The sequence below is a fragment of the Streptomyces tuirus genome, from assembly GCF_014701095.1.
GTDB lineage: Bacteria > Actinomycetota > Actinomycetes > Streptomycetales > Streptomycetaceae > Streptomyces > Streptomyces tuirus.
In genome coordinates, this window is the sequence record NZ_AP023439.1 from 5,623,163 (window position 1) to 5,645,318 (window position 22,156).

Genomic DNA, 22,156 nt, shown 5'->3' on the forward strand with positions numbered 1-22,156 from the left:
GGCGCGTGCTCGGTCCGGGTGGCCGCGGGCGGGTGGTCGTCATGCGCGCAGGCGGAGTCCTCGGGGCGTCGCGATGAAACCCGCTCCTTCCAGGAGGGTGCCGATGGGGGAGGTCAGGGCTTGTGCGCCGTTGACGCGCTCCACCGTGACCGTGCCGAGCGAGCCCGCGCGGGCGGCCGCGGCGAGGGCTTCGGCGGCGCTGCCCAGGCGGGGGTCGGCGGCGGGATCGCCGTCCGGGTCGGCGGGCCAGGCCAGCAGGGTCTTGCCGCCACGCTCCATGTAGAGCGTCAATTCACCGTCGACGAGCACCACCAGGGAGCCCGCCTTGCGGCCCGGCTTGTGCCCGGCGCCGGTCGGCGGCTCGGGCCAGGCCAGGGCGGCGCCGTAGGCGTTCGCAGGGTCGGCGGCGGCGAGGACCACGGCCCTGGACGCGCCGTCGGGGCGGTTGCGGCGGCCCGCGAAGCCCTGGTCGTACGCGGCGCGCCCGCCGTTCTGCCAGGGCGGGGCGGCCTGCGCGTGGTCGCGGGGCGAGACCCACTCGCCCCGGGACGGATCCGGGGTGGCGAAGGAGGCGTCCAGGTCGGGGAAGCCGTCGGGGCCGAGGTCGCCGGTGTGGTCGTGGGAGGGGACGGAGTCGTACGGTCCGGCGAAGTCATGGGCCGGGAACGGGTCGGGTTCCGAGCCGGGCGGCGGGCCGGGCAGGTCCTGTCCGCGGTCGCGGGCGTTGGCCACCGCGCGCAGGCGGTCCACCGCGCCGTCCATCGCGAACTGCGCGGCGCCGAGACCCTCCACCACATAGCCCCGGCGGGCCTGACCGCTCTCCTCGAAGACCGACAGAACGCGGTATGTCGCCGAGAAGCCGCCCTCGACGCCCTCCGCCGAGACCGCGCCCCTGGTGACCACGCCGTGCCGGTCGAGCAGGGTGCGGGCGAGGGCGTGGGCACGCACGGTGGGGTCCGGTTCGTGGGCCGGGAGCAGGGACCAGCGGCCCGCGACCGTCGGCGGGCCGGTGCGGGACGCGGTGCGGGCCGCGGCAGTCAGGGAGCCGTAGCGGCCGCGGGGCATCGAGCGCTTGGCGCGGTGGGCCGTGGAGCCCGCGGTGCGGCCCGAGCCGAGCAGGGAGCGCATCGGGGTGAGTGTGTCGTTCGTCAGGCGGCCGGACCAGGCCAGGTCCCACAGGGCGTCGGCCAGTTGGGGATCGGTGGCCTCGGGGTGGGTGGTGGCGCGGACCTGGTCGGCGATCTGCCGGAAGAACAGGCCGTAGCCGCCGGAGAGGGTGTCCAGGACGGACTGGTGCAGGGCGGTCAGCTCCAGCGGATGCGGGGGCGGCAGGAGCAGGGGGGCCGCGTCCGCCAGGTAGAGGGAGATCCAGCCGTCCTTGCCGGGGAGCGAGCCCGCCCCGGCCCAGACCACCTCTCCGGCGGCGGTGAGCTCGTCCAGCATGGCCGGGGTGTAGTTCGCGACCCGGGAGGGCAGCACCAGCTTCTCCAGGGCGGAGGCCGGCACGGACGCGCCCTGCATCTGCTCGATGGCGCGGACCAGGCCGTCGATGCCGCGCAGGGAATGCCCCTTGCCGATGTGCTGCCACTGGGGGAGGAACTGGGCGAGCGCGGCCGGCGCGACCGGTTCCAGTTCGTGGCGCAGGGCGGCCAGGGAGCGCCGGCGCAGCCGCCGCAGTACCGCGGCATCGCACCACTCCTGGCCGATCCCGGCCGGGTGGAACTCGCCCTGGACGATCCGGCCGGCCGCCGAGAGCCGCTGGAGGGCGCCCTCGGTGACGGCCGTGCCCAGACCGAAGCGGGCCGCTGCCGTGGCCGAGGTGAACGGGCCGTGGGTGCGGGCGTAGCGCGCGAGAAGGTCGCCGAGCGGGTCCTTGACCGGCTCCGTGAATGCTTCCGGGACGCCGACCGGCAGGGCGGTGCCCAGGGCGTCGCGCAGGCGGCCCGCGTCCTCGATCGCCGCCCAGTGGTCCCTGCCCGCGATCCGGACCCGGATGGCGCGGCGGGTGCCCGCCAGGTCCTGGGCCCACTGCGGTTCGGCGCCCCGCTCGGCCAGTTCCGCGTCCGTGAGCGGCCCGAGGATGCGCAGCAGGTCCGCGACACCCTCGGCGTCCTTGACGCGGCGGTCCTCGGTGCGCCACTGGAGCTCCTGCTCCAGCTCGGTCAGCACCTCCGCGTCGAGCAGCTCGCGCAGCTCCGCCTGGCCCAGCAGCTCGGCCAGGAGCCGCGAGTCCAGCGACAGGGCGGCGGCGCGGCGCTCGGCCAGCGGGGAGTCACCCTCGTACAGGAACTGGGCGACGTAGCCGAAGAGGAGGGAGCGCGCGAACGGGGAGGGTTCGGGAGTGGTGACCTCGACCAGGCGGACCTTGCGGGACTCCAGGTCGCCCATCAGCTCGACGAGCCCCGGCACGTCGAAGACGTCCTGGAGGCACTCGCGGACCGCCTCCAGGACGATCGGGAACGAGCCGAACTCACTCGCCACCTGCAACAGCTGCGAGGCGCGCTGCCGCTGCTGCCACAGTGGGGTGCGCCGGCCAGGATTGCGGCGCGGCAGCAGCAGCGCGCGGGCGGCGCACTCGCGGAACCGGGAGGCGAACAGGGCGGAACTGCCCACCTGGTCGGTGACGACCTGATCGACCTCGCCCTTGTCGAAGACGACGTCCGCCGCGCCCACGGGCGCCTGCTCCGCGTCGTACTCCCGGCCCATCTTCACCGGCTCCTGGTCCAGCAGGTCCAGGCCCATGAGATCGGCGTCCGGCAGGCGCAGCACGATGCCGTCGTCGGCGTGCATGACCTGCGCGTCCATGCCGTACCGCTCGGAGAGCTTGGCACCGAGCGCGAGCGCCCAGGGGGCGTGCACCTGGGCGCCGAAGGGCGAGTGCACCACCACGCGCCAGTCGCCGAGCTCGTCGCGGAAGCGCTCCACGACGATCGTCCGGTCGTCCGGGATGTGGCCGCAGGCCTCGCGCTGCTCGTCCAGGTAGGAGAGCACGTTGTCCGCGGCCCACGCGTCCAGGCCGGCGGCGAGGAGCCGGAGGCGGGCGTCGTCCTTGGGCAGCGAGCCGACCTCGCGCAGGAACGCGCCCACGGCCCGGCCCAGCTCCAGCGGGCGGCCCAGCTGGTCGCCCTTCCAGAAGGGCAGCCGGCCCGGCACGCCCGGGGCCGGGGAGACCAGGACGCGGTCGCGGGTGATGTCCTCGATGCGCCAGGAGCTGGTGCCGAGCGTGAAGACGTCGCCGACGCGGGACTCGTAGACCATCTCCTCGTCGAGCTCGCCGACCCGGCCGCCGCCCTTCTTGGGGTCGGCGCCCGCGAGGAAGACGCCGAAGAGACCGCGGTCGGGGATCGTGCCGCCGGAGGTGACGGCGAGGCGCTGCGCGCCGGGGCGGCCGGTGATCTCGCCGGTGACCCGGTCCCACACCACGCGCGGGCGCAGCTCCGCGAACGCGTCGGACGGGTAGCGGCCGGCCAGCATGTCGAGGACCGCCGTGAAGGCGGACTCGGGCAGCGAGGCGAACGGGGCGGCCCGGCGGACGGTGGCGAGGAGGTCGTCGAACTGCCACGAGTCCAGGGCGGTCATGGCGACCACCTGCTGGGCCAGGACGTCCAGCGGGTTCGCGGGGACCTTGAGGGACTCGATGGAGCCGGTGCGCATGCGCTCGGTGACCACCGCCGCCTGCACCAGGTCACCGCGGTACTTCGGGAAGACCACACCGGTGGAGACCGCGCCCACCTGGTGCCCAGCCCGGCCCACCCGCTGCAGGCCGGAGGCGACGGAGGGTGGCGACTCGACCTGGACCACCAGGTCCACCGCGCCCATGTCGATGCCCAGCTCGAGGCTGGACGTGGCCACGACCGCCGGCAGGCGACCCGCCTTGAGGTCCTCCTCGACCAGGGCCCGCTGCTCCTTGGACACCGACCCGTGGTGGGCGCGGGCGATGACCTGGGGGGCACCCTGGGCCGCTCCCGAACCGCCCATGAGCTCGGCGGGGGAGTGGTGCTCGTCGAGGGGTTCGCCCGTGGCCCGCTCGTACGCGATCTCGTTCAGGCGGTTGCAGAGGCGCTCCGCGAGGCGGCGGGAGTTCGCGAAGACGATCGTGGAGCGGTGGGACTGGACGAGATCGGCGATCCGCTCCTCCACGTGAGGCCAGATGGACGGACGCTCCGCGCCCTCCTGGCCGTCCGCCACCGGGGAGCCGCCCAGCTCGCCCAGGTCCTCGACCGGGACGACCACGGACAGGTCGAACTCCTTGCCCGACTCCGGCTGGACGATCTCCACCTTGCGGCGCGGCGAGAGGAACCGGGCCACCTCGTCCACCGGGCGGACCGTCGCGGACAGGCCGATGCGGCGGGCCGGCTTCGGCAGGAGGTCGTCCAGCCGCTCCAGGGAGAGCGCGAGGTGGGCGCCGCGCTTGGTGCCGGCGACCGCGTGCACCTCGTCGAGGATCACCGTGTCGATGCCGGTCAGGGCGTCGCGGGTGGCCGAGGTCAGCATCAGGAACAGCGACTCGGGCGTCGTGATCAGGATGTCCGGCGGGCGCGTGGACAGCGCGCGGCGCTCGGCGGCCGGGGTGTCGCCGGAGCGGATGCCCACCTTGACCTCGGGCTCGGGCAGACCGAGGCGCACGGACTCCTGGCGGATGCCGGTCAGCGGGCTGCGCAGGTTGCGCTCGACGTCCACCGCCAGGGCCTTCAGCGGGGAGACGTACAGGACGCGGCAGCGCTTCTTCGGGTCGGCCGGGGGAGGTGTCGAGGCCAGCTGGTCCAGGGCGGCCAGGAAGGCCGCCAGGGTCTTGCCGGAGCCGGTGGGGGCGACGACCAGCACGTCCGAGCCTTCGTGGATGGCCTGCCACGCACCGGCCTGGGCCGGGGTGGGCGCGGAGAAGGCACCCGTGAACCAGGCGCGGGTCGCGGGTGAGAAGCCGTCCAGGGCTCGGTGTGCATTGCTGGGCATGCGTCCATCGTGCACCCCGGCACTGACAACGGGGCCTCGCCGCCTCTCCCCCTGGAGGGCGGGGGGTGGCTCTGGCCGTCGGGAGTGTGCGCCGGGACGGGCGCGGCCCTCGGAGTGGGCCCCGAGGGACGAGGCCGGGGGCCGCCCCGGCCATAGGGGTGTGTGCCGCGTCCTCCGCCGCCGCGGACAATGGTCGTATGAACGAGCGCGCACGGCACTGGCAGTACGACGAACTGCCCGGAGTCGATCTGCTGCGGGCCCGGTACGTGCGCAAGACGTTCGTGCGGCACACGCACGAGAACTTCGTGATCGCCGCCATCGCCGACGGGGTGGAGGTCTTCCACCACGGAGGGGGCGACCAGTACGCGGGCGCCGGAGCCCTCGCACTGGTGAATCCCGACACACCGCACACCGGGCGGGCCGGAGTGCCCGAAGGGTGGCGGTACGGGGCCGTGTACCCGCCGGCCGACGTGGTGGCGGAGATCGCGGCCGAGACGACGACGCTGCGCGGGACGCCGGGGTTCGTCAGCCCGGTGATGGACGACCCCTACGCCGTGGGACTGGTCCACCAGGTGCTGCGCGCCGCCGACGAGGGCAACGCCCTGGCCGCGGACACACTGCTGCGAGTGGCGGTGACCAGGCTGCTGCGGCTGAACGGCGGACCCATGCCGCGGCGCGAGGTACGCACCGCGGGAGCCCGGATCGCGGCACGCGCGCGTGGCGTGCTGGAGGAGCGGATGGCACAGCCGCCGACCCTGGAGCGGCTGGCGGCCGATCTCGGGACCAGCCCGTTCGCCCTGCTGCGGGCCTTCCGGGACACCTACGGCATGCCACCGCACGCCTGGCTCACGGACGCGCGCGTGCGCCGGGCGCGGCAGCTGCTGGACACCGGGACGACTCCCTCCGAGGCCGCCGTGTCCGTCGGATTCACCGACCAGCCCCATCTCAACCGCCACTTCAGCCGGATCGTCGGCGTGCCTCCGGGGGCGTACCAGCGGGAGCGCAAGAACGTACAAGACCCGCGATAGCCGGGACCCGTAGCGTGCGGAGCGTGACAGATCGAACAGTTCTCGAAGACGCGGACATCGGCGCGAAGACGGACCGGGCCGTCGTACGCGACGCCCTGGGGGTCGGGGTGGCCGTCGGACTGTCCGGGTTCGCCTTCGGGGTGACCTCGGCCGGCGGCGGACTCACGCTGCTGCAGACATGCGCGCTCAGCCTTCTGGTGTTCACCGGCGCGTCCCAGTTCGCCCTGGTGGGAGCACTCGCCGCCGGGGGCAGCCCGTTCACCGCCGCCGCCGGGGCCTTCTTCCTGGGCGTGCGGAACGCCTTCTACGGCCTGCGCCTGTCGCAACTGCTCGCCCTCCCGCGCGCGGTGCGGCCGTTCGCCGCCCAGTGGGTGATCGACGAGACCGCCGCCGTCGCGCTCGCCCAGCCCACGCGCCGCACCGCACGGCTCGGGTTCGTCGTGACCGGGCTGAGCCTGTACGTCCTGTGGAACCTCACCACGCTGCTCGGTGCCCTGGGGGCCGAGGCCATCGGGGACACGGACGCGTGGGGTCTGGACGCCGCCGGGCCCGCGGTGTTCCTGGCGCTGCTCGCGCCGATGCTGAAGACCGGCACCGAGCGGGCCGTCGCCGGGCTCGCCGTGCTGCTGGGACTCGGGCTGCTGCCCGTCCTGCCCGCCGGGGTGCCGGTGCTGCTGGCCGCCCTGGCGGCGCCGGCCGTGCTGTGGGCGGACGGCCGGCGCCGCGTGGGACAGGGGGAGACTCGGTGAACGTCTGGATCGCGATCGGAGCGACCGTCGTCGGCTGCTACGCCGTCAAGCTGGCCGGGCTCCTGGTGCCCGCAGGGGCTCTGGAACGCCCCGTCGTCAAGCGTCTCGCCGCGCTCCTGCCCGTCGCGCTGCTCGCGGCCCTCACGGCCCAGCAGACCTTCGCCGACGGCCAGACGCTGGTGCTGGACGCGCGGGCCGCCGGCCTTGCCGCCGCGGCCGTGGCGCTGCTGCTGCGCGCCCCTTTCCTGCTCGTCGTCGCCGCGGCCGTGGTGGTGACCGCAGGGGTGCGGGCCATGGGGGCGGGGTGATCAGTCGACGGCGGGCGGGGATGATCAGTCGACCGCGCGGCCGTACGCGCTGAGCACGCGCAGCGCCTCGATCGTCACGAGCGGGCGCGCCTCCAGGGCGGGGGCCGGGGCCCAGTGGCGCCACCGGACGGGCCAGCCGCCGTCCTCCTGCTGCTGGGCCGCGAGGTGGTCCAGGGAGCGGGCCATCTCGTCGTCCGTGAACCACGCGCGCGCGAGCGAGAGCGGCGTCCGTGCGTAGTCGTGCGGGAAGTGATGCTCCCCCGGGGCGTAGCCGGGGGACACCGGATACGCGTCGAGGCGGTCGGGGTCCAGGGCGGCGAGGCGGTGTTCGCGGACCAGGCGGCCGAGACGGTCGGCGGCCGCCTCCGCGCGCGGGCGATCGGGCGCGGAGTCCAGGAAGGTCACGGCGGCCTCGATCTCGTACGGATGTGACTTCTCCAGGGACTCGACCGCCCGCCAGCAGAAGTCCGTGGCCCGGAAGAGCCACGCGTGCCACACCTCGTTGCGGTGCAACAGCCCCACCACCGGCCCGGTGGCCAGGAGGTCGCTGGGCGGATCGTCCACCACCGGCACGAAGGGGGCCGTGGGGTAGTCGCGCTGGCTGGGGTGGATCGTCGGGAGGGCACCGTCCGCGGTGGAGACGGACGTCAGATAGCGGCACATGTGTTCCACGCGCTGCCCGGCACAGCGTCCGACCGCGTCCAGGACGCGCAGCGCGTGCGCGGTGTGCAACGGCTGGCTGACCGGGCCGCGCAGATCCGGCTCCAGCGCGTGGCCGTACCCGCCGTCCTCGTTGCGGTAGGCGTCCAGGGCGGTCTCCACCGGGTCGGCGGCGGCGTTCCGGAAGTGGTGGGCGAAGCGGCGCTGCTCGAGCACGCGCGCGGTGAGCCAGACGAAACGCTCCGCGCGCGTGACGGGGCTGTGCGGCGGGGACGTCGGGGGGAATGCGGTAGCTCCTGTTTCGGCCATGGGTCAGACCGTAGGGCGCGAAGCGGCGCCGGCAGGCGGTCACGGCCCAGGCCCACCCCCAGGGGCGGGATACTGGGGTCATGCGGTTGACGGTCTTCTGGCAGCGGATGGCGGAGCACTTCGGTCCTGGTTACGCCGAGATGTTCGCGCGCGACCACGTGATGTCCGAGCTCGGCGGACGCACGGTGCACGAGGCCCTGGCGGCCGGCTGGGACGCCAAGGACGTCTGGCAGGTGGTCTGCTCGGTGATGGACGTGCCCCAGGAGAGGCGCTGACCGGCTGACGGTTGCCGATGAGCCGGGGCGACTGCCGGGCGGTGGGGCGGACGGCTCCGGTGGCGCCCGCCCTGATCGGCGGCCGACCTTGCGGACGGTGACCGACCGGGCCGTGTGTCCTTGTCGGCCACCGCCCTGACCAGCCGGCCCGCCTCGGACGGCGCCGCCCGGTCACGAAGATCGCAGCCGGGCAGACGGCTGTCGGTGGCGTGGGCGAGACTTGGACCGTGGCACCCACTGACGAGACCGGGCAGGCAGCCCAGCAGTCCTCCGCTTCCGGCACGACGCCGCCCGCCCGGCCCCCGGTCGGCGGGGCCGGGGCGAACGGCCGCATGCCGCGCTGGCTGCCGCGCGCCATGGTGCTCGCGCTCGCTCTCGTCGCCGCGTTCCAGCTGGGCAGCTGGGCCTTCCACCAGCTCACCGGGTTGCTGATCAACATCCTCATCGCGTTCTTCCTGGCGCTCGCCATAGAGCCCGCGGTGAGCTGGATGGCCTCACGCGGCATGCGCAGGGGGCTGGCCACGTTCATCGTCTTCATCGGCGTGATGGTCGTGTCGGCCGGCTTCGTCACTGTGCTCGGTTCCGTCCTCGCGGACCAGATCATCAAGCTGATCGAGGGTTTCCCCGAGTACCTCGACTCCGTCATCAACTGGATCAACACGCACTTCAAGACCGACCTGAAGCGCGTCGACATCCAGGAGGGCCTGCTCCGCTCCGACTGGCTGCGCAACTACGTCCAGAACAGCGCCACCGGCGTCCTGGACGTGTCCGCCCAGGTCATCGGAGGCCTCTTCCAACTGCTCACGATCGCCCTGTTCTCGTTCTACTTCGCCGCGGACGGCCCCCGGCTGCGCCGCGCGATCTGCTCGGTCCTGCCGCCCGCCCGCCAGGCCGAGGTGCTGCGCGCGTGGGAGATCGCCGTGAACAAGACCGGCGGCTACATCTACTCCCGCGGCCTGATGGCCCTGATCTCCGGCGTGGCGCACTTCGTCCTGCTGCAGGCCCTGGACGTGCCCTACGCGCCCGTGCTCGCCGTGTGGGTGGGCCTGGTGTCGCAGTTCATCCCGACCATCGGCACGTATCTCGCGGGCGCCCTGCCCATGCTGATCGCGTTCACGGTGGACCCCTGGTACGCGCTGTGGGTGCTGATCTTCGTGGTGATCTACCAGCAGTTCGAGAACTATGTGCTGCAGCCCAAGCTGACCTCCAAGACCGTCGACATCCACCCCGCCGTCGCCTTCGGCTCGGTCATCGCCGGCACCGCCCTCCTCGGCGCCGTCGGCGCGCTGATCGCCATCCCCGCCATCGCCACCCTCCAGGCCTTCCTGGGGGCGTACGTGAAGCGCTACGACGTCACGGACGACCCTCGGGTCCACGGACACCGCCGACGAGGCCAGGGACCGGGCCTGCTGACCCGTGCGAGGGCGTTGTGGGCGCGGCGGCCAGGGGCGGAACGGCCCGGGGGTGGGGACTCCGGTTCCGGGGGGAACTCCTCCTGAGAGGCCGGGGCTGGAGGCCCGCGCTCGGAGACCCGAGTTGAGAGGCCCGAACCGCCAGGCTCGTACGGCGTCGTCACCGTCAGAAGGCTCGTCCGCTCGTCGGGTGGGGGGATGAGCCCGTCCGGCAGCGTCCGGTCGTCCAGCAGACCGCGGACCAGTTCCGCATGCTCGGGTGCCCGCCGGTGACCGGCACATCCGTCTCTCCCCCCGAGTGCGCGCCGTCGCGGTCAGGGTAGGCGTGCCGCGTGGTGCGCTTGACACGAAAATCGAACATCCATTCTCATGGAGGCACCGGCGAGGCTCAACGAAGGGCATTTCGACGTACTTTGGGTAGATAAGTGCCCGAGTTATCCACAGGCCGGACGTGCGTCGGGGCGCATTGTCAGTGGCAGGCGTTAGCGTCTTTGACGTGAAGCGATCGACTCAAGCAAATCGGGTGGAACCCATGGCAGGAACCGACCGCGAGAAGGCCCTGGATGCCGCGCTCGCACAGATTGAACGGCAATTCGGCAAGGGCGCGGTCATGCGCATGGGCGACCGTACCAATGAGCCCATCGAGGTCATCTCGACCGGCTCCACCGCCCTGGACGTGGCCCTCGGCGTGGGCGGCCTGCCCCGCGGCCGTGTCGTCGAGATCTACGGACCGGAGTCCTCCGGTAAGACCACCCTGACCCTGCACGCGGTGGCGAACGCGCAGAAGGCCGGAGGCCAGGTCGCCTTCGTCGACGCGGAGCACGCCCTCGACCCCGAGTACGCGAAGAAGCTCGGCGTCGACATCGACAACCTCATCCTCTCCCAGCCGGACAACGGCGAGCAGGCCCTGGAGATCGTGGACATGCTGGTCCGCTCCGGCGCCCTCGACCTCATCGTCATCGACTCCGTCGCCGCGCTCGTCCCGCGCGCGGAGATCGAGGGCGAGATGGGCGACAGCCACGTCGGTCTGCAGGCCCGACTGATGAGCCAGGCCCTGCGGAAGATCACCAGCGCGCTCAACCAGTCCAAGACCACCGCGATCTTCATCAACCAGCTCCGCGAGAAGATCGGCGTGATGTTCGGCTCCCCGGAGACCACGACCGGTGGCCGGGCGCTCAAGTTCTACGCCTCGGTGCGCATCGACATCCGCCGCATCGAGACCCTGAAGGACGGCACGGAGGCGGTCGGTAACCGCACCCGCTGCAAGGTCGTCAAGAACAAGGTCGCGCCGCCCTTCAAGCAGGCCGAGTTCGACATCCTCTACGGCCAGGGCATCAGCCGTGAGGGCGGCCTGATCGACATGGGCGTGGAGCACGGCTTCGTCCGCAAGGCCGGCGCGTGGTACACGTACGAGGGCGACCAGCTCGGCCAGGGCAAGGAGAACGCGCGCAACTTCCTGAAGGACAACCCCGACCTGGCCAACGAGATCGAGAAGAAGATCAAGGAGAAGCTGGGCGTCGGTGTGCGCCCCGAGGAGCCGGCCTCCGAGCCGGGCACGGACGCCGCGGTCTCCGCACCGGCCGACGCTGCCCCGGCTGTCCCCGCCCCGGCAGCGGCCAAGACCGCCAAGTCCAAGGCCGCCGCAGCCAAGAGCTGACCCGTGACACGGCGAACCGACTGGGCGGAGTACGAGTACACCGCCTCCGGTGCCCCACGGGGGAGGGGCACCGGAGGCGACACCGGCACAGCCATGGACGGGGTGGAAGGCCCCGGGAGCATGCCACTCGAGGCCGACGGGTTGTACGAGGGTGACGGGCTGTACGAGGGCGGGGGCGACCCCGGGCCGCACGGGGGCGGCCCATCCAGAGACGGCTCGCGTGACGGCGGGCCGCGTGACGGCGGGCCGCGTGGCAGGCGTGGTCGTCGCCGGCGTGGCTTCGGCGAGGCGGCGGCTGACACCGAGGACGGAGGCGCCCCCTCCTCGTCGAGGGCCGAGCAGGAGGCACCTCCAGGGGACCCGGTCGAGCGGGCTCGGGCGATCTGCCTGCGCCTGCTCACCGGGACCCCGCGGACCCGCAAGCAACTCGCCGACGCCCTGCGCAAGCGGCAGATCCCGGACGATGCCGCCGAGGAAGTGCTGTCGCGGTTCGAGGAGGTCGGCCTCATCAACGACAGTGCCTTCGCGGACGCCTGGGTGGAGTCCCGCCACCACGGCAGAGGGCTGGCCCGGCGCGCGCTCGCCCGGGAGCTGCGCACCAAGGGCGTCGACTCCACGCTGATCGACGAGGCGGTCTCCCAGCTCGACTCCGAGCAGGAAGAGGAGACCGCGCGCGAGCTCGTCGCACGCAAGCTCCGCTCCACCCGCGGACTCGACCGCGACAAGCGCCTCCGACGCCTCGCGGGCATGCTCGCCCGCAAGGGCTACCCCGAGGGCATGGCCCTGAGGGTGGTGCGGCAAGCGCTCGAAGAGGAGGGGGAGGACACGGAGTTCCTCGGGGAGGACGGGTTCTGAGGGTGCACAGGGGCATCCCCAGAGGTCACTCCACCGGAGAGCTCATTCCACCGGCAACCCCGCCCCCCGCCAAGCCTGGAACCCTCCGACCAGGTCCGTGGCCCGGTGCAGGCCCAGCTGGTGCAAGGACCGGGCCGCCAGGCTGGACGCGTAGCCCTCGTTGCAGATCACGACGACGCGCAGGGCGTGGCTCGTGGCCTCGGGGAGGCGGTGGCTGCCCTGGGGGTCGAGGCGCCACTCCAGTTCGTTGCGCTCGACGACGTGGGCGCCGGGGATGAGGCCGTCCCGTTCACGCAGGGCGGCGTAGCGGATGTCGACCAGGAGCGCGTCGCCCGCCTGGGCAGCCTCGTACGCCTGCTGCGCTCCGATCCGCTCGTAGCCCGCCCGGACGCTCTCCAGCAACTCGTCGATGCCGACGGGGGGTTGTGATGCGGCGTCTGCCGACCCGGGTGTGGTGCTCACTGCCAGTCCTCCGGGCGTTCGACCTGCTCGAGTCGCAGGATCGGACCGCTGCGGCTGTAGCGGCGGATCTGCGGCAGGGGCGGGTAGTAGGCGTGGACGGAGATCGCGTGCCGGTCGGGCGACTCGTTGAGCACCTCGTGGACGTGGTGCCGGCCGAAGACGCGGCCCTGGCCGGCCCGCAGCCGGCGTTGCCGGTCCACGTCTCCGGCGAGTTCCAGGGTCTTCCAGCCGTCGGTGGGCAGCCGTGCGGCGAGGGAGTTCTCCCTGAGCTCGCCCGACGCGGTGAGGAAGGCGCCGACCGAGTCGGCGTGGTCGTGCCAGCCGGTGCCCGTGCCGGGCGGCCAGCCGATCAGCCAGGCCTCGCTGCCGCCGGGCCCGTCTAGCCGCACCCATGTGCGGCCCTCAGGGTCGAGGGGCAGGGAGTCGATGAGCTCGGTGTCGGCGGCGGTGCGCCGGACGAAGTGGTAGAGGTCGGCCTGGGTTGGAGCCGAACCGGTCGAGACCGAAGGGGTCGCAGAAGGGGATACAGACACGGGTGCCGTCCTGAAGGTCCTGGTGAGGGTTCGCGAGCAACGCGCGGCAGCCGGCAGACAGAGCGCGGCGCGCGCAGAGGGAAGGGGAGGCGAAGTCAGCAGGACGGGCGACACACGCAGCCCGCATAGCGGAGGAGGTCCATATGGACCCTCCGCCACAGGCGCACACAGGTGTCGGTCACGAAGCGGAGTACACCATGGCCGCCCGGGCGGGTCAACTCACTGTCACCATGCGGACGCACTGTGACAGTGAGCACATCGTTGCGGTGCCGACCTCAGCGTGAACCGGCCGAAGCACCGGCCTCGGCCTGCGCTTTCACCGGTCCACCGACCGTGGCTTCCGCCGCCGCGTAGAGATCGGCCGGGCGCACCCCGCTCAGCGCGGTCACGAGGTGCCCGTCGGGGCGCACCAGCAGCACCGTGTGCGCGGCGGCACCCGGATACCTCTCGGCGACGAGCAACTCGGCTGGGTGCGGAAGTGCCGTGACCGCCGCCGCGAGCTGCGGCATGATGCCCGCGCTGACCCAGTGCTTGCGCTCCCAGACACCCGTGCCCGGCGCGATCAGCACCACGAGCAGCGCACCGCGGCCGAGCCGGTCCCGCAGCCGTACGAAGGTGCCGTCCTCCGCGGTGACCCGCACATCGGTGACCGGTGTGCCGAGCGGTGTGCCGACCGGCACCTCCCCTTCGAGTCGTTGGGGCGCGAGCGGCGAGTCTGCGTACGCCCCCGGCGCACCGAGCTGGCCCTGCCCCAAGTGACTCTCCGTGAGGAGAGTGTCGTGGCTCCGGGACGAGCCGGGGACGACGGACCGCAGCCCTCCGCCGCCACGCAGCAGCGGCAGCGCCTGGTCCGCAGCGCGGAGCCGAGCGGCGACGACCGCTCGCCGTTCCGTCTGGTAACTGTCGAGGAGAGCCTCGTGCGGCCCGTGGTGCCAGGCCACGGCCAGTTTCCAGGCGAGGTTGTCGGCGTCCCGCAGGCCCTCGTCCAGACCGTGCGTGCCCAGCGCGCCGAGCAGGTGGGCCGCGTCCCCCGCGAGAAACACGCGGTCGGCGCGCCAGCGACGCGCCAGCCGGTGGTGGACGGTGTGGACACCGGTGTCCAGCAGCTCGTACGGCGGGACCGTGCCGCCCGCCCAGCCGGCCAGGGTCTCCCGGATGCGGGTGAGCAGCAGCTCGGGGGTGACCAGGTCCTTGCCGGGCGGCAGCAGCCAGTCCAGGCGCCAGACGCCGTCGGGCAGCGGGCGCGCGGTGACCTCGCCGGCCGAGGGTCCGGACATGCGCCAGGGCGGCAGGCGGTGCAGCAACGCCTCGTCGTGCCAGGGCAGTTCCGTACGGAGTGCGGCGACGGCGTGACGTTCCACCGCCGTACGGCCCGGGAAGCGGATGTCCTGGATCTTGCGCACGGTGGAGCGGGGGCCGTCGCAGCCCACCAGGTAACTGCCGCGCCACCACGTGCCCTTGGGACCGCGGGTGTGGGCCGTGACGCCGGAGGACTCCTGTTCGAGGCCGTCGAGGCGGCTCTCCACGGCGACCTTGACGAGCCGCTCGTCCGCGAGGGCCGCGCGCAGGGCGCCGGTCAGCACGTGCTGGGCGATGTGCACGGGGGCGGGTTCGGCGCCGTCGAAGACGATCTCGCGCATCACCTGCTTGCGCCGCATCGACCGCCATCCGGCCCAGCGCGCACCGGCCCGGGCGAGGGACATGCCGGTCAGCCGTTCCACCAGGGCGGCGGTGTCCTCGCGCAGGACGACGGTGCGCGCCGCGCGGGGTTCGTCCTTGCCCGGTCCCTCGTCGAGAACGACGCACGGCACCTCCTGACGCGCCAGCGCCAGGGCGAGCGTGAGCCCGACGGGCCCCGCTCCGACGATGATCACCGGGTCCACGGCGCGGCGCCCCCTGCCCGCGGTGGTGTCCTGAGAGACGTAGGTGAACAGGAAGTTGGAGCAGGGTGCACGATCACAGAACGTATGCAACCCATTGCCGGTGCTTGCGTCAAGTGACCAGGGGCAGTGGCGATCATGCCACTGCCCCTGAGTGTGTCACGTGAGGTGAACGAGTGTCAGGTGCCGGCCCCGCCCCCGGTCTGAGTGTTTCCGGTCGCCAGGTCGTCCACGCCCACGACCGCACCCGTCGACTTCTTCGCCTGCCGCAGCCGGCGCTCCAGCCAGCTCGCGAACGAGGTGAGAGCGAAGTTGAGCGCGATGAAGATGACGGCCACGACCGTGAAGCTGGCGAGGACGTTCGCGCCGTAGTAGCCGCTCATCGTGTTCGCCGAGGCGAGCAGTTCGGAGTAGGTCAGGACGGCACCACCGAGGGCGGTGTCCTTCACGATGACGACGAGCTGGCTGACGATCGCCGGCAGCATCGCGGTGACCGCCTGCGGCAACAGGATGAGCCGCATGACCTGACCCTTGCGCAGGCCGACCGCCATGGCTGCCTCGGACTGGCCCTTGGGCAGGGACAGGATGCCCGCACGGACGATCTCGGCGAGGACCGAGGCGTTGTACAGCACCAGTCCAGTGACGACCGCGTAGAGCGGACGGTCGTCGGACGAGACGTTCGTGTACTCGGCGAACAGGGCGAGCCCGAAGATCATCAGGATCAGCACGGGGATGGCCCGGAAGAACTCGACCACGACCCCGGCCGGCACCCGGATCCACGCGTGGTCCGACAGTCGGGCGATACCGAAGACCGCACCGAGAGGCATGGCGATGATCACGGCGAGGCCCGCGGCCTTCAGCGTGTTCTGCAGGCCAGGCCAGATGTACGTCGACCAGGGCTCCGAGCTGGTGAAGAAGGGCTCCCACAGAACCCACTCCAGCTGGCCCTTCTCCTTCAGGGTGCTGTACACCCACCACAGCACTGCTGCGAAGGCCGCCAGGAAGGCAATGGTGAGCAGCACGTTGCGCCGCTTGGCTCGGGGGCCCTGCGCGTCGTAGAGAACGGAACTCATCGCTTCACCGCCACCTTCTTGCCCACCCAGCCGAGGATCAGACCGGTCGGCAGCGTCAGGCACACGAATCCGAAGGCGAAGATCGCCGAGATGAGCAGCAGTTGCGCTTCGTTCTCGATCATCTCCTTCATCAGCAATGCCGCTTCCGCCACACCGATCGCCGCAGCCACTGTGGTGTTCTTCGTCAGCGCGATCAGGACGTTCGTCAGCGGACCCACCGCCGAGCGGAACGCCTGAGGGAGCACGACCAGCCGCAGCACCTGCGAGAAACTCAGGCCGATGGCGCGGGCCGCCTCCGCCTGACCGACCGGCACCGTGTTGATGCCGGAGCGCAGCGCCTCACATACGAAGGCGGAGGTGTAGACGATCAGGCCGAGCACGGCGAGCCGGAAGTTGGCCGTGTCCGACCTGTCGGCCCCGAGGCTGACTCCCAAAGTCTGGTAGAGCCCCAGTGAGGCGAACAAGATGATCACGGTCAGCGGGATGTTCCGCACGATATTCACGTACGCAGTCCCGAAACCGCGCATCAGCGGCACCGGACCGACGCGCATGGCGGCCAGCAGGGTGCCCCAGATCAGGGAGCCGACGGCCGAGAGCAGGGCGAGCTGCACGGTCGTCCAGAAGGCTCCCAGGATGTCGTAATCACTCAGAAAGTCGAACACGATCTCCCGCGCTTCCGCGTATAGGGATGCCCCGGTGCGCCGCCCCGGAGGGCGGCGCACCCGTCAGGCTTTGCCTCAGCCGTTGCGTCAGCTCTTGATGTCGCCGATCTTCGGCGCGGGCTCGTTCTTGTAGTTCGCCGGACCGAGGTTCTTGTCCACGGCCTTCTGCCAGGCGCCGTCGGCGACCATGGCCTCGAGGGCCTTGTTGATGTCGGCCTTGAGGTCGCTGCCCTTCTTGACGCCGATGCCGTAGTTCTCGTTGGTCATCTTGAAGCCGCCGAGCTTGAACTTGCCCTTGAACTGCGACTGGGCGGCGTAACCGGCGAGGATCGAGTCGTCCGTGGTCAGCGCGTCGATCGCCTCGTTCTGCAGACCGCTCAGGCAGGCCGAGTACGTCGGGTACTGCTGAAGGTCGGCCTTGGGAGCCAGCTTCTCCTTGACGTTCTGCGCCGAGGTCGAGCCGGTCACCGAACACAGCTTCTTGTTGTTCAGGTCCGCGGGCGACTTGATCGAGTTGTCGTCCGCGCGAACCAGAACATCCTGGTGAGCCAGCAGGTAAGGACCGGCGAAGTCGACCTTCTCCTGGCGCTCGGGGGTGATCGAGTAGGTCGCCGCGATGAAGTCGACGTCACCACGCTGGAGCATGGTCTCGCGGTCGGCGCTCTTCGCTTCCTTCCACTCGATCTGGTCCGCGTTGTAACCGAGCTTCTTCGCGACGTACGTGGCGACGTCGACGTCGAAGCCGGCGTAACCCTGCGGCGTCTTCTGGCCGAGGCCGGGCTGGTCGAACTTGATGCCGACCGTGATCGTCTTGCCGCCGCCGTCGGAGCCGGAGTCGCCGCCCGAGCTGTTGTCGCCGCCGCACGCGGTGGCGGTGAGGGCGAGAGCGAAGACGGTGGCCGAGGCGGCGGTGACCTTGCGGAGCTTCATGGTGAACATCCTTTGGCTGGTGAAGAGATGCGGGCCTTCAGTGGGTGGGCGACACAGGGGCGCGTCGAAGCGCGACCCGCGCGGTCAGTGGTGCAGGATCTTCGACAGGAAGTCCTTGGCACGGTCGCTGCGCGGATTGCTGAAGAACTGGTCGGGCGCAGCCTCCTCGACGATTCGGCCGTCTGCCATGAACACCACGCGGTTTGCGGCCGATCGTGCGAAACCCATCTCGTGGGTGACGACGATCATGGTCATGCCGTCGCGGGCGAGCTGCTGCATGACCTCCAGCACCTCGTTGATCATCTCGGGGTCGAGCGCGGAGGTCGGCTCGTCGAAGAGCATCACCTTCGGCTCCATGGCCAGCGCCCGGGCGATCGCGACGCGCTGCTGCTGGCCGCCGGAGAGCTGCGCCGGGTACTTCTCGGCCTGCGCACCCACACCGACCCGGTCGAGCAGGGCGCGGGCGCGCTCCTCGGCCGCCTTCTTGTCCTTCTTGCGGACCTTGATCTGGCCGAGCATCACGTTCTCGAGCACGGTTTTGTGCGCGAAGAGGTTGAAGGACTGGAAGACCATGCCGACATCGGCGCGGAGCTTGGCCAGCTCCTTGCCCTCGGCGGGCAGGGGCTTGCCGTCGATCGTGATCGTGCCGGAGTCGGTCGTCTCCAGGCGGTTGATGGTGCGGCACAGGGTGGACTTGCCGGACCCGGAGGGCCCGATGACCACGACGACTTCACCGCGGGCGATCGTCAGGTCGATGTCCTGGAGTACGTGCAACGCGCCGAAGTGCTTGTTGACGCTCTTCAGGACGACCAGTTCTCCGGTCGCGGCCACATCTTCCTTGGCCACCGATACTTCGGTCATCGCTCTCAGGCTCCGTCCTCCTCGGTTTCGGAGGACAGTAGTTACCCTCTACGACCTGCGTCATTACATCTGAGGGGAATCTGAGCATCACGATCCGATAGCAATCGGACACGTGTCGTAGCACTTATGAGCAGCGCTCATATCGGCCGGGTAACGGAAGCGCTCCGCAACCGGAACCCTCTTGACGCCGTCCTCATCCATCAGCGTGACTGCACAAGGTGCACGCGCGCGCGTGCACGCTTTTTGTACACACCTAGATCGTACGGCCAGTGAACCGAAGGGGGCCCGGATGAGACTGCTGCTCGTCGAGGACGACAACCACGTCGCCGCCGCCCTGTCGGCGGTTCTGGCGCGGCACGGGTTCGACGTCACGCACGCGCGCAGCGGTGAGGAGGCCCTCCAGGCCCTCGTTCCCGAGAGCGACTGCTTCGGTGTCGTCCTCCTGGACCTCGGCCTGCCCGACCAGGACGGATACGAGGTCTGCGGCAAGATCCGCAAGCGGACCAGCACCCCGGTGATCATGGTGACCGCCCGCTCCGACGTGCGCTCCCGCATCCACGGTCTCAACCTCGGCGCCGACGACTACGTGGTGAAGCCCTACGACACCGGGGAGCTGCTCGCCCGGATCCACGCCGTGAGCCGGCGCACCTCCCACGAGGACACCTCCAGCGGCATCGAGACCGAGCTGCGGCTCGGCCCGGTGCACATCGAGCTGCCCAACCGCCGGGTCAGCGTGGACGGCTCGGTGATCCAGCTGACCCGCAAGGAGTTCGACCTGCTGGCCCTGCTCGCGCAGCGGCCCGGGGTGGTCTTCCGGCGGGAGCAGATCATCAGTGAGGTGTGGCAGACCAGCTGGGAGGGGACCGGACGGACCCTTGAGGTGCATGTGGCGTCCTTGCGCGCCAAGCTGCGCATGCCGGCCCTCATCGAGACCGTACGCGGAGTCGGGTACCGGCTCGTCGCGCCTGCCGGATAGCGGGGCCGGGTGCGCACTCGTCTGCTCCCGCTGCTCATCATCCTGATGGCGGCCGTACTGCTCGCGCTCGGCGTCCCGCTCGCCGTGAGCCTCGCCGGGGCGCAGCAGCAGAAGGTCGTCGTGGACCGGATCGACGACACGGCGCGCTTCGCCGCCCTCGCCCAGTTCGTCACCGACTCGCCCGACGGGACCGAGGGCGCGTTCGAGAACGAGCGCCTAGCCACCCTCAGCAGCGAGCTGACCAGCTACTACGACGTCTACGGCATCCGGTCCGGGGTCTTCTACCGCAGCGGCAGCGCCATGGCCCACGCCCCGGTGAAGTGGTCGCTGCCCAAGGAGGGCGAGGTACGGGACGCGTTCGACGAGGCGCTGCTCAGCCGCCGCAGCCACGACCCGCAGCAGGTGTGGCCCTGGCAGCGCCGCAACCTCGTGGTCGCCTCGCCGGTCATCCGGGACGGGGACGTCGTCGCGGTCGTCGTCACCGACTCGCCCACCGGGCAGCTGCGCTCCCGCACACTGCACGGCTGGCTGGTCATCGGCGCGGGCGAGTTCGCCGCGATGCTGCTGGCCGTCGGTGCCGCCCTGCGGCTGACCGGCTGGGTGCTCAAGCCCGTACGGGTGCTGGACGCCACCACCCATGACATCGCCACCGGGCGGCTCAAGTCACGGGTGGCCGCCGCCGGGGGGCCGCCGGAGCTCCAGCGTCTGGCCCGGTCGTTCAACGAGATGGCAGACAACGTCGAGGATGTGCTGGAGCAGCAGCGCGCCTTCGTCGCCGACGCCTCGCACCAGCTGCGCAACCCCCTCGCGGCGCTGCTGCTGCGCATCGAGCTGCTCTCCTTCGAGCTGCCCGAGGGCAACAAGGAGATCGCCTCGGTCCAGGCCGAGGGCAAGCGCCTCGCGCAGGTCCTGGACGACCTGCTCGACCTGGCGCTGGCCGAGCACACCGAGGCGGATCTGAAGATCACCGACATCGGCGAGCTCGCCGCGGAACGCCTCGCGGCATGGGCCCCGACCGCCGAGGCCAAGGGCGTGCGCCTGGTGGGGGACTGCCCGCCGACGACCGCGTGGGCCGACCCGGTCGCGCTGTCCAGCGCGCTGGACGCGGTCATCGACAACGCGGTGAAGTTCACGCCCGAGGACCGGACCGTCGAGGTGACCGTCGACTCTCACGGAGACACCTCCACCGTCGTCGTCACCGACCAGGGCCCGGGTCTCACGGACGAGGAGCTGGCCCGCGTCGGCGACCGCTTCTGGCGCAGCGGCCGGCACCAGAACATCAAGGGCTCCGGCCTGGGGCTGTCCATATCGCGGGCGCTGCTCGCGGCGGGCGGCGGTTCGATCGCCTACGACCGTCACGAGCCGCACGGGCTGAAGGTCACGGTGGCGGTGCCGAGGTCGGCACCGACCGCTTGACGGCAGGCGACCGCGTGAAGGCCGCGGCGCCGCGGCTTGATGACAGCCGGCTGAGGGCCGGAGCGCTACGGCTTGACCGACTGGTAGTAGCGCTGGGCGCCGGCGTGCAGTTGCAGCGGGTCGGTGTAGATCGCCGTGCGGACGTCGACGAGCTGGGCGGAGTGGACGGTCGCACCGATGAGGTCCCGGCTGTCGAGCACGGTGCGTGTCAGCCACTCGGTGAGCCGCGGGTCCATGTCGCTGCGGGTGAGCAGCACGTTGGACACCGCCAGGGTCGGCACCGCGTGACCGCGCTGGATGGTGGGGTAGGCGGACTCCGGCATCTTGGTGGCACGGTAGTAGCGGGTGGCGCCGCCCTGGTCGTGGAGCTTGGCCACGAGCCGGGCGTCGATGGGCACGAACCGGAAGGCCGATGCCGACTTCCTGGCCGGCCGGCTCAGTCCGTCCGTGGGCAGCCCGCCCGACCAGAAGAACGCGTCGAGGCCGTGCCCCAGCCGCTTGGGCCCGGTGTCGATGCCGTCCGAGGACGGCTGGATGTCCTTCTCCGGGTCGATGCCGGCTGCCCTGAGCACACCGTTGGCTATCAGCCGTACGCCGGAGTTGGGCAGCCCTATGGCCACGCGCTTGCCCCGCAGGTCGGAGACGGAACGGATGTCCGAGTCCGGCGGTACGACGAGCTGGACGTAGTCGTCGTAGAGGCGGGCGAGGCCGCGCAGCCGGTCGGCGCCCGGGGCGTTGCCGAGCTTGTACGTGGCGATCGCGTCGGCCGCGGCGATGGCGAAATCGGCCTCGCCGGTCGCCACGTCGGCGACGTTCTCCTGTGAGCCGGCGCTGGTCAGCAGCCGCACCTTGAGATCGGGCATGTCCTTGTCGATCTCGGTCCGCAGGAGTTCCCCGTACTCGTGGTAGACCCCGGCGCGGGTGCCCGTGCTGAACGTGATGGTCCCGCTCGGCGGCTCCTCGGCCCAGGGGCGCAGCCACCACAGCAGCAGGCCGAGGACCACGAGGGCGGCGGTGCCGCCCTGCAGGGCCCCGCGCCTGCCGATACGGGGGAGCGTTCTGGACATGCGGGCGATCCTGCCAGCCGGGGTGCCCCTCTGACCAGGGCAGGGGTCACAGGGTGAGGGCGGGGGAGTGTCAGTGGCCGCCACTACAGT

At 71.5% G+C, this 22,156-nt stretch carries 20 protein-coding genes; 9 read left to right on the forward strand and 11 right to left on the reverse strand.

The window, feature by feature from the left end:
* Nucleotides 1-39: 39 nt before the first annotated feature.
* Nucleotides 40-4,953 (reverse strand): ATP-dependent helicase, encoded by a 4,914-nt coding sequence (locus tag IGS69_RS25880; protein ID WP_190902883.1) that lies wholly within the window; start codon nucleotides 4,951-4,953, stop codon nucleotides 40-42.
* 197 nt (nucleotides 4,954-5,150) lie between these two features.
* Between IGS69_RS25880 and IGS69_RS25885 the strand changes: the two genes are divergently transcribed.
* The 3 genes from IGS69_RS25885 to IGS69_RS25895 are packed head-to-tail and all read left to right on the forward strand — an operon-like array spanning nucleotide 5,151 to nucleotide 7,038.
* Nucleotides 5,151-5,981 (forward strand): AraC family transcriptional regulator, encoded by an 831-nt coding sequence (locus IGS69_RS25885; protein WP_190902884.1) that lies wholly within the window; start codon nucleotides 5,151-5,153, stop codon nucleotides 5,979-5,981.
* Between the two features lie 23 nt (nucleotides 5,982-6,004).
* The gene (locus IGS69_RS25890) at nucleotides 6,005-6,730 is read left to right on the forward strand and encodes an AzlC family ABC transporter permease (protein WP_190902885.1); all 726 of its coding nucleotides are present in this window, start codon (nucleotides 6,005-6,007) and stop codon (nucleotides 6,728-6,730) included.
* The gene (locus tag IGS69_RS25895) at nucleotides 6,727-7,038 is read left to right on the forward strand and encodes an AzlD domain-containing protein (RefSeq protein ID WP_190902886.1); all 312 of its coding nucleotides are present in this window, start codon (nucleotides 6,727-6,729) and stop codon (nucleotides 7,036-7,038) included. Before IGS69_RS25890 ends, IGS69_RS25895 begins: the two co-directional genes overlap by 4 nt.
* 24 nt (nucleotides 7,039-7,062) lie before the next feature.
* Here IGS69_RS25895 and IGS69_RS25900 read toward each other — a convergent pair whose 3' ends face one another.
* Nucleotides 7,063-8,007, reverse strand: a complete 945-nt coding sequence (locus IGS69_RS25900; protein WP_190902887.1) for a hypothetical protein — start codon at nucleotides 8,005-8,007, stop codon at nucleotides 7,063-7,065.
* Nucleotides 8,008-8,087: 80 nt separating this feature from the next.
* Here IGS69_RS25900 and IGS69_RS25905 point away from each other — a divergent pair, with 80 nt between their 5' ends.
* The 4 genes from IGS69_RS25905 to recX all read left to right on the forward strand — a co-directional run bounded on the left by IGS69_RS25905 (nucleotide 8,088) and on the right by recX (nucleotide 12,206).
* Nucleotides 8,088-8,282, forward strand: coding sequence for a DUF3046 domain-containing protein (locus IGS69_RS25905; RefSeq protein WP_190902888.1), 195 nt, complete (start codon nucleotides 8,088-8,090; stop codon nucleotides 8,280-8,282).
* Between the two features lie 227 nt (nucleotides 8,283-8,509).
* On the forward strand, nucleotides 8,510-9,781 hold the full coding sequence (locus IGS69_RS25910; protein ID WP_190902889.1) for an AI-2E family transporter: 1,272 nt from the start codon (nucleotides 8,510-8,512) through the stop codon (nucleotides 9,779-9,781).
* A 445-nt stretch (nucleotides 9,782-10,226) separates the two neighbouring features.
* Nucleotides 10,227-11,351 carry a recombinase RecA gene (gene recA, locus IGS69_RS25915; protein ID WP_190902890.1) on the forward strand — a complete coding sequence of 375 codons (1,125 nt, stop codon included), beginning with the start codon at nucleotides 10,227-10,229 and terminating at the stop codon, nucleotides 11,349-11,351.
* A 3-nt stretch (nucleotides 11,352-11,354) separates the two neighbouring features.
* Complete coding sequence (recX, locus tag IGS69_RS25920; protein WP_190902891.1) at nucleotides 11,355-12,206, forward strand: recombination regulator RecX; 852 nt, start codon at nucleotides 11,355-11,357, stop codon at nucleotides 12,204-12,206.
* A gap of 42 nt (nucleotides 12,207-12,248) precedes the next feature.
* Here the strand turns inward: recX and IGS69_RS25925 are convergent, their stop codons facing one another.
* The 8 genes from IGS69_RS25925 to IGS69_RS25955 form a co-directional block, all read right to left on the reverse strand.
* A complete protein-coding gene (locus IGS69_RS25925; protein ID WP_232543642.1) occupies nucleotides 12,249-12,668 on the reverse strand; it encodes a rhodanese-like domain-containing protein in 420 nt (139 codons plus the stop codon).
* Nucleotides 12,665-13,201: a cupin domain-containing protein gene (locus IGS69_RS25930; protein WP_190902892.1), complete on the reverse strand. Its 537-nt coding sequence runs from the start codon at nucleotides 13,199-13,201 to the stop codon at nucleotides 12,665-12,667. Before IGS69_RS25930 ends, IGS69_RS25925 begins: the two co-directional genes overlap by 4 nt.
* 95 nt (nucleotides 13,202-13,296) lie before the next feature.
* Nucleotides 13,297-13,344, reverse strand: coding sequence for a hypothetical protein (locus IGS69_RS35245; protein ID WP_311314449.1), 48 nt, complete (start codon nucleotides 13,342-13,344; stop codon nucleotides 13,297-13,299).
* A gap of 132 nt (nucleotides 13,345-13,476) precedes the next feature.
* Nucleotides 13,477-15,084 carry an FAD-dependent monooxygenase gene (locus tag IGS69_RS25935; RefSeq protein WP_190902893.1) on the reverse strand — a complete coding sequence of 536 codons (1,608 nt, stop codon included), beginning with the start codon at nucleotides 15,082-15,084 and terminating at the stop codon, nucleotides 13,477-13,479.
* Nucleotides 15,085-15,260: 176 nt separating this feature from the next.
* Nucleotides 15,261-16,154 (reverse strand): amino acid ABC transporter permease, encoded by an 894-nt coding sequence (locus IGS69_RS25940; RefSeq protein WP_190902894.1) that lies wholly within the window; start codon nucleotides 16,152-16,154, stop codon nucleotides 15,261-15,263.
* A complete protein-coding gene (locus IGS69_RS25945; protein WP_190902895.1) occupies nucleotides 16,151-16,816 on the reverse strand; it encodes an amino acid ABC transporter permease in 666 nt (221 codons plus the stop codon). The genes IGS69_RS25940 and IGS69_RS25945 overlap by 4 nt, the downstream gene beginning before the upstream one ends.
* A gap of 87 nt (nucleotides 16,817-16,903) precedes the next feature.
* Nucleotides 16,904-17,746: a glutamate ABC transporter substrate-binding protein gene (locus tag IGS69_RS25950; RefSeq protein WP_190902896.1), complete on the reverse strand. Its 843-nt coding sequence runs from the start codon at nucleotides 17,744-17,746 to the stop codon at nucleotides 16,904-16,906.
* Nucleotides 17,747-17,830: 84 nt separating this feature from the next.
* Nucleotides 17,831-18,607: an amino acid ABC transporter ATP-binding protein gene (locus IGS69_RS25955; protein WP_097221293.1), complete on the reverse strand. Its 777-nt coding sequence runs from the start codon at nucleotides 18,605-18,607 to the stop codon at nucleotides 17,831-17,833.
* A 289-nt stretch (nucleotides 18,608-18,896) separates the two neighbouring features.
* Here IGS69_RS25955 and IGS69_RS25960 point away from each other — a divergent pair, with 289 nt between their 5' ends.
* Both IGS69_RS25960 and IGS69_RS25965 read left to right on the forward strand, forming a co-directional pair.
* Complete coding sequence (locus tag IGS69_RS25960; RefSeq protein ID WP_031103505.1) at nucleotides 18,897-19,583, forward strand: response regulator transcription factor; 687 nt, start codon at nucleotides 18,897-18,899, stop codon at nucleotides 19,581-19,583.
* Between the two features lie 9 nt (nucleotides 19,584-19,592).
* On the forward strand, nucleotides 19,593-20,999 hold the full coding sequence (locus IGS69_RS25965) for a sensor histidine kinase (protein ID WP_190902897.1): 1,407 nt from the start codon (nucleotides 19,593-19,595) through the stop codon (nucleotides 20,997-20,999).
* A 65-nt stretch (nucleotides 21,000-21,064) separates the two neighbouring features.
* Here IGS69_RS25965 and IGS69_RS25970 read toward each other — a convergent pair whose 3' ends face one another.
* Nucleotides 21,065-22,066, reverse strand: coding sequence for a TAXI family TRAP transporter solute-binding subunit (locus tag IGS69_RS25970; protein WP_190902898.1), 1,002 nt, complete (start codon nucleotides 22,064-22,066; stop codon nucleotides 21,065-21,067).
* Nucleotides 22,067-22,156 lie beyond the last annotated feature (90 nt).

What these genes read in the sequence shown, in the direction of transcription:
- IGS69_RS25960 (WP_031103505.1), top strand. Translation starts at nt 18,897, where the DNA reads ATGAGACTGCTGCTCGTCGAGGACGACAACCACGTCGCCGCCGCCCTG.
- IGS69_RS25880 (WP_190902883.1), bottom strand. Translation starts at nt 4,953, where the DNA reads ATGCCCAGCAATGCACACCGAGCCCTGGACGGCTTCTCACCCGCGACC.
- IGS69_RS25950 (WP_190902896.1), bottom strand. Translation starts at nt 17,746, where the DNA reads ATGAAGCTCCGCAAGGTCACCGCCGCCTCGGCCACCGTCTTCGCTCTC.
- recA (WP_190902890.1), top strand. Translation starts at nt 10,227, where the DNA reads ATGGCAGGAACCGACCGCGAGAAGGCCCTGGATGCCGCGCTCGCACAG.
- IGS69_RS25905 (WP_190902888.1), top strand. Translation starts at nt 8,088, where the DNA reads ATGCGGTTGACGGTCTTCTGGCAGCGGATGGCGGAGCACTTCGGTCCT.
- IGS69_RS25940 (WP_190902894.1), bottom strand. Translation starts at nt 16,154, where the DNA reads ATGAGTTCCGTTCTCTACGACGCGCAGGGCCCCCGAGCCAAGCGGCGC.
- IGS69_RS25900 (WP_190902887.1), bottom strand. Translation starts at nt 8,007, where the DNA reads ATGGCCGAAACAGGAGCTACCGCATTCCCCCCGACGTCCCCGCCGCAC.
- IGS69_RS25885 (WP_190902884.1), top strand. Translation starts at nt 5,151, where the DNA reads ATGAACGAGCGCGCACGGCACTGGCAGTACGACGAACTGCCCGGAGTC.
- IGS69_RS25955 (WP_097221293.1), bottom strand. Translation starts at nt 18,607, where the DNA reads ATGACCGAAGTATCGGTGGCCAAGGAAGATGTGGCCGCGACCGGAGAA.
- IGS69_RS25970 (WP_190902898.1), bottom strand. Translation starts at nt 22,066, where the DNA reads ATGTCCAGAACGCTCCCCCGTATCGGCAGGCGCGGGGCCCTGCAGGGC.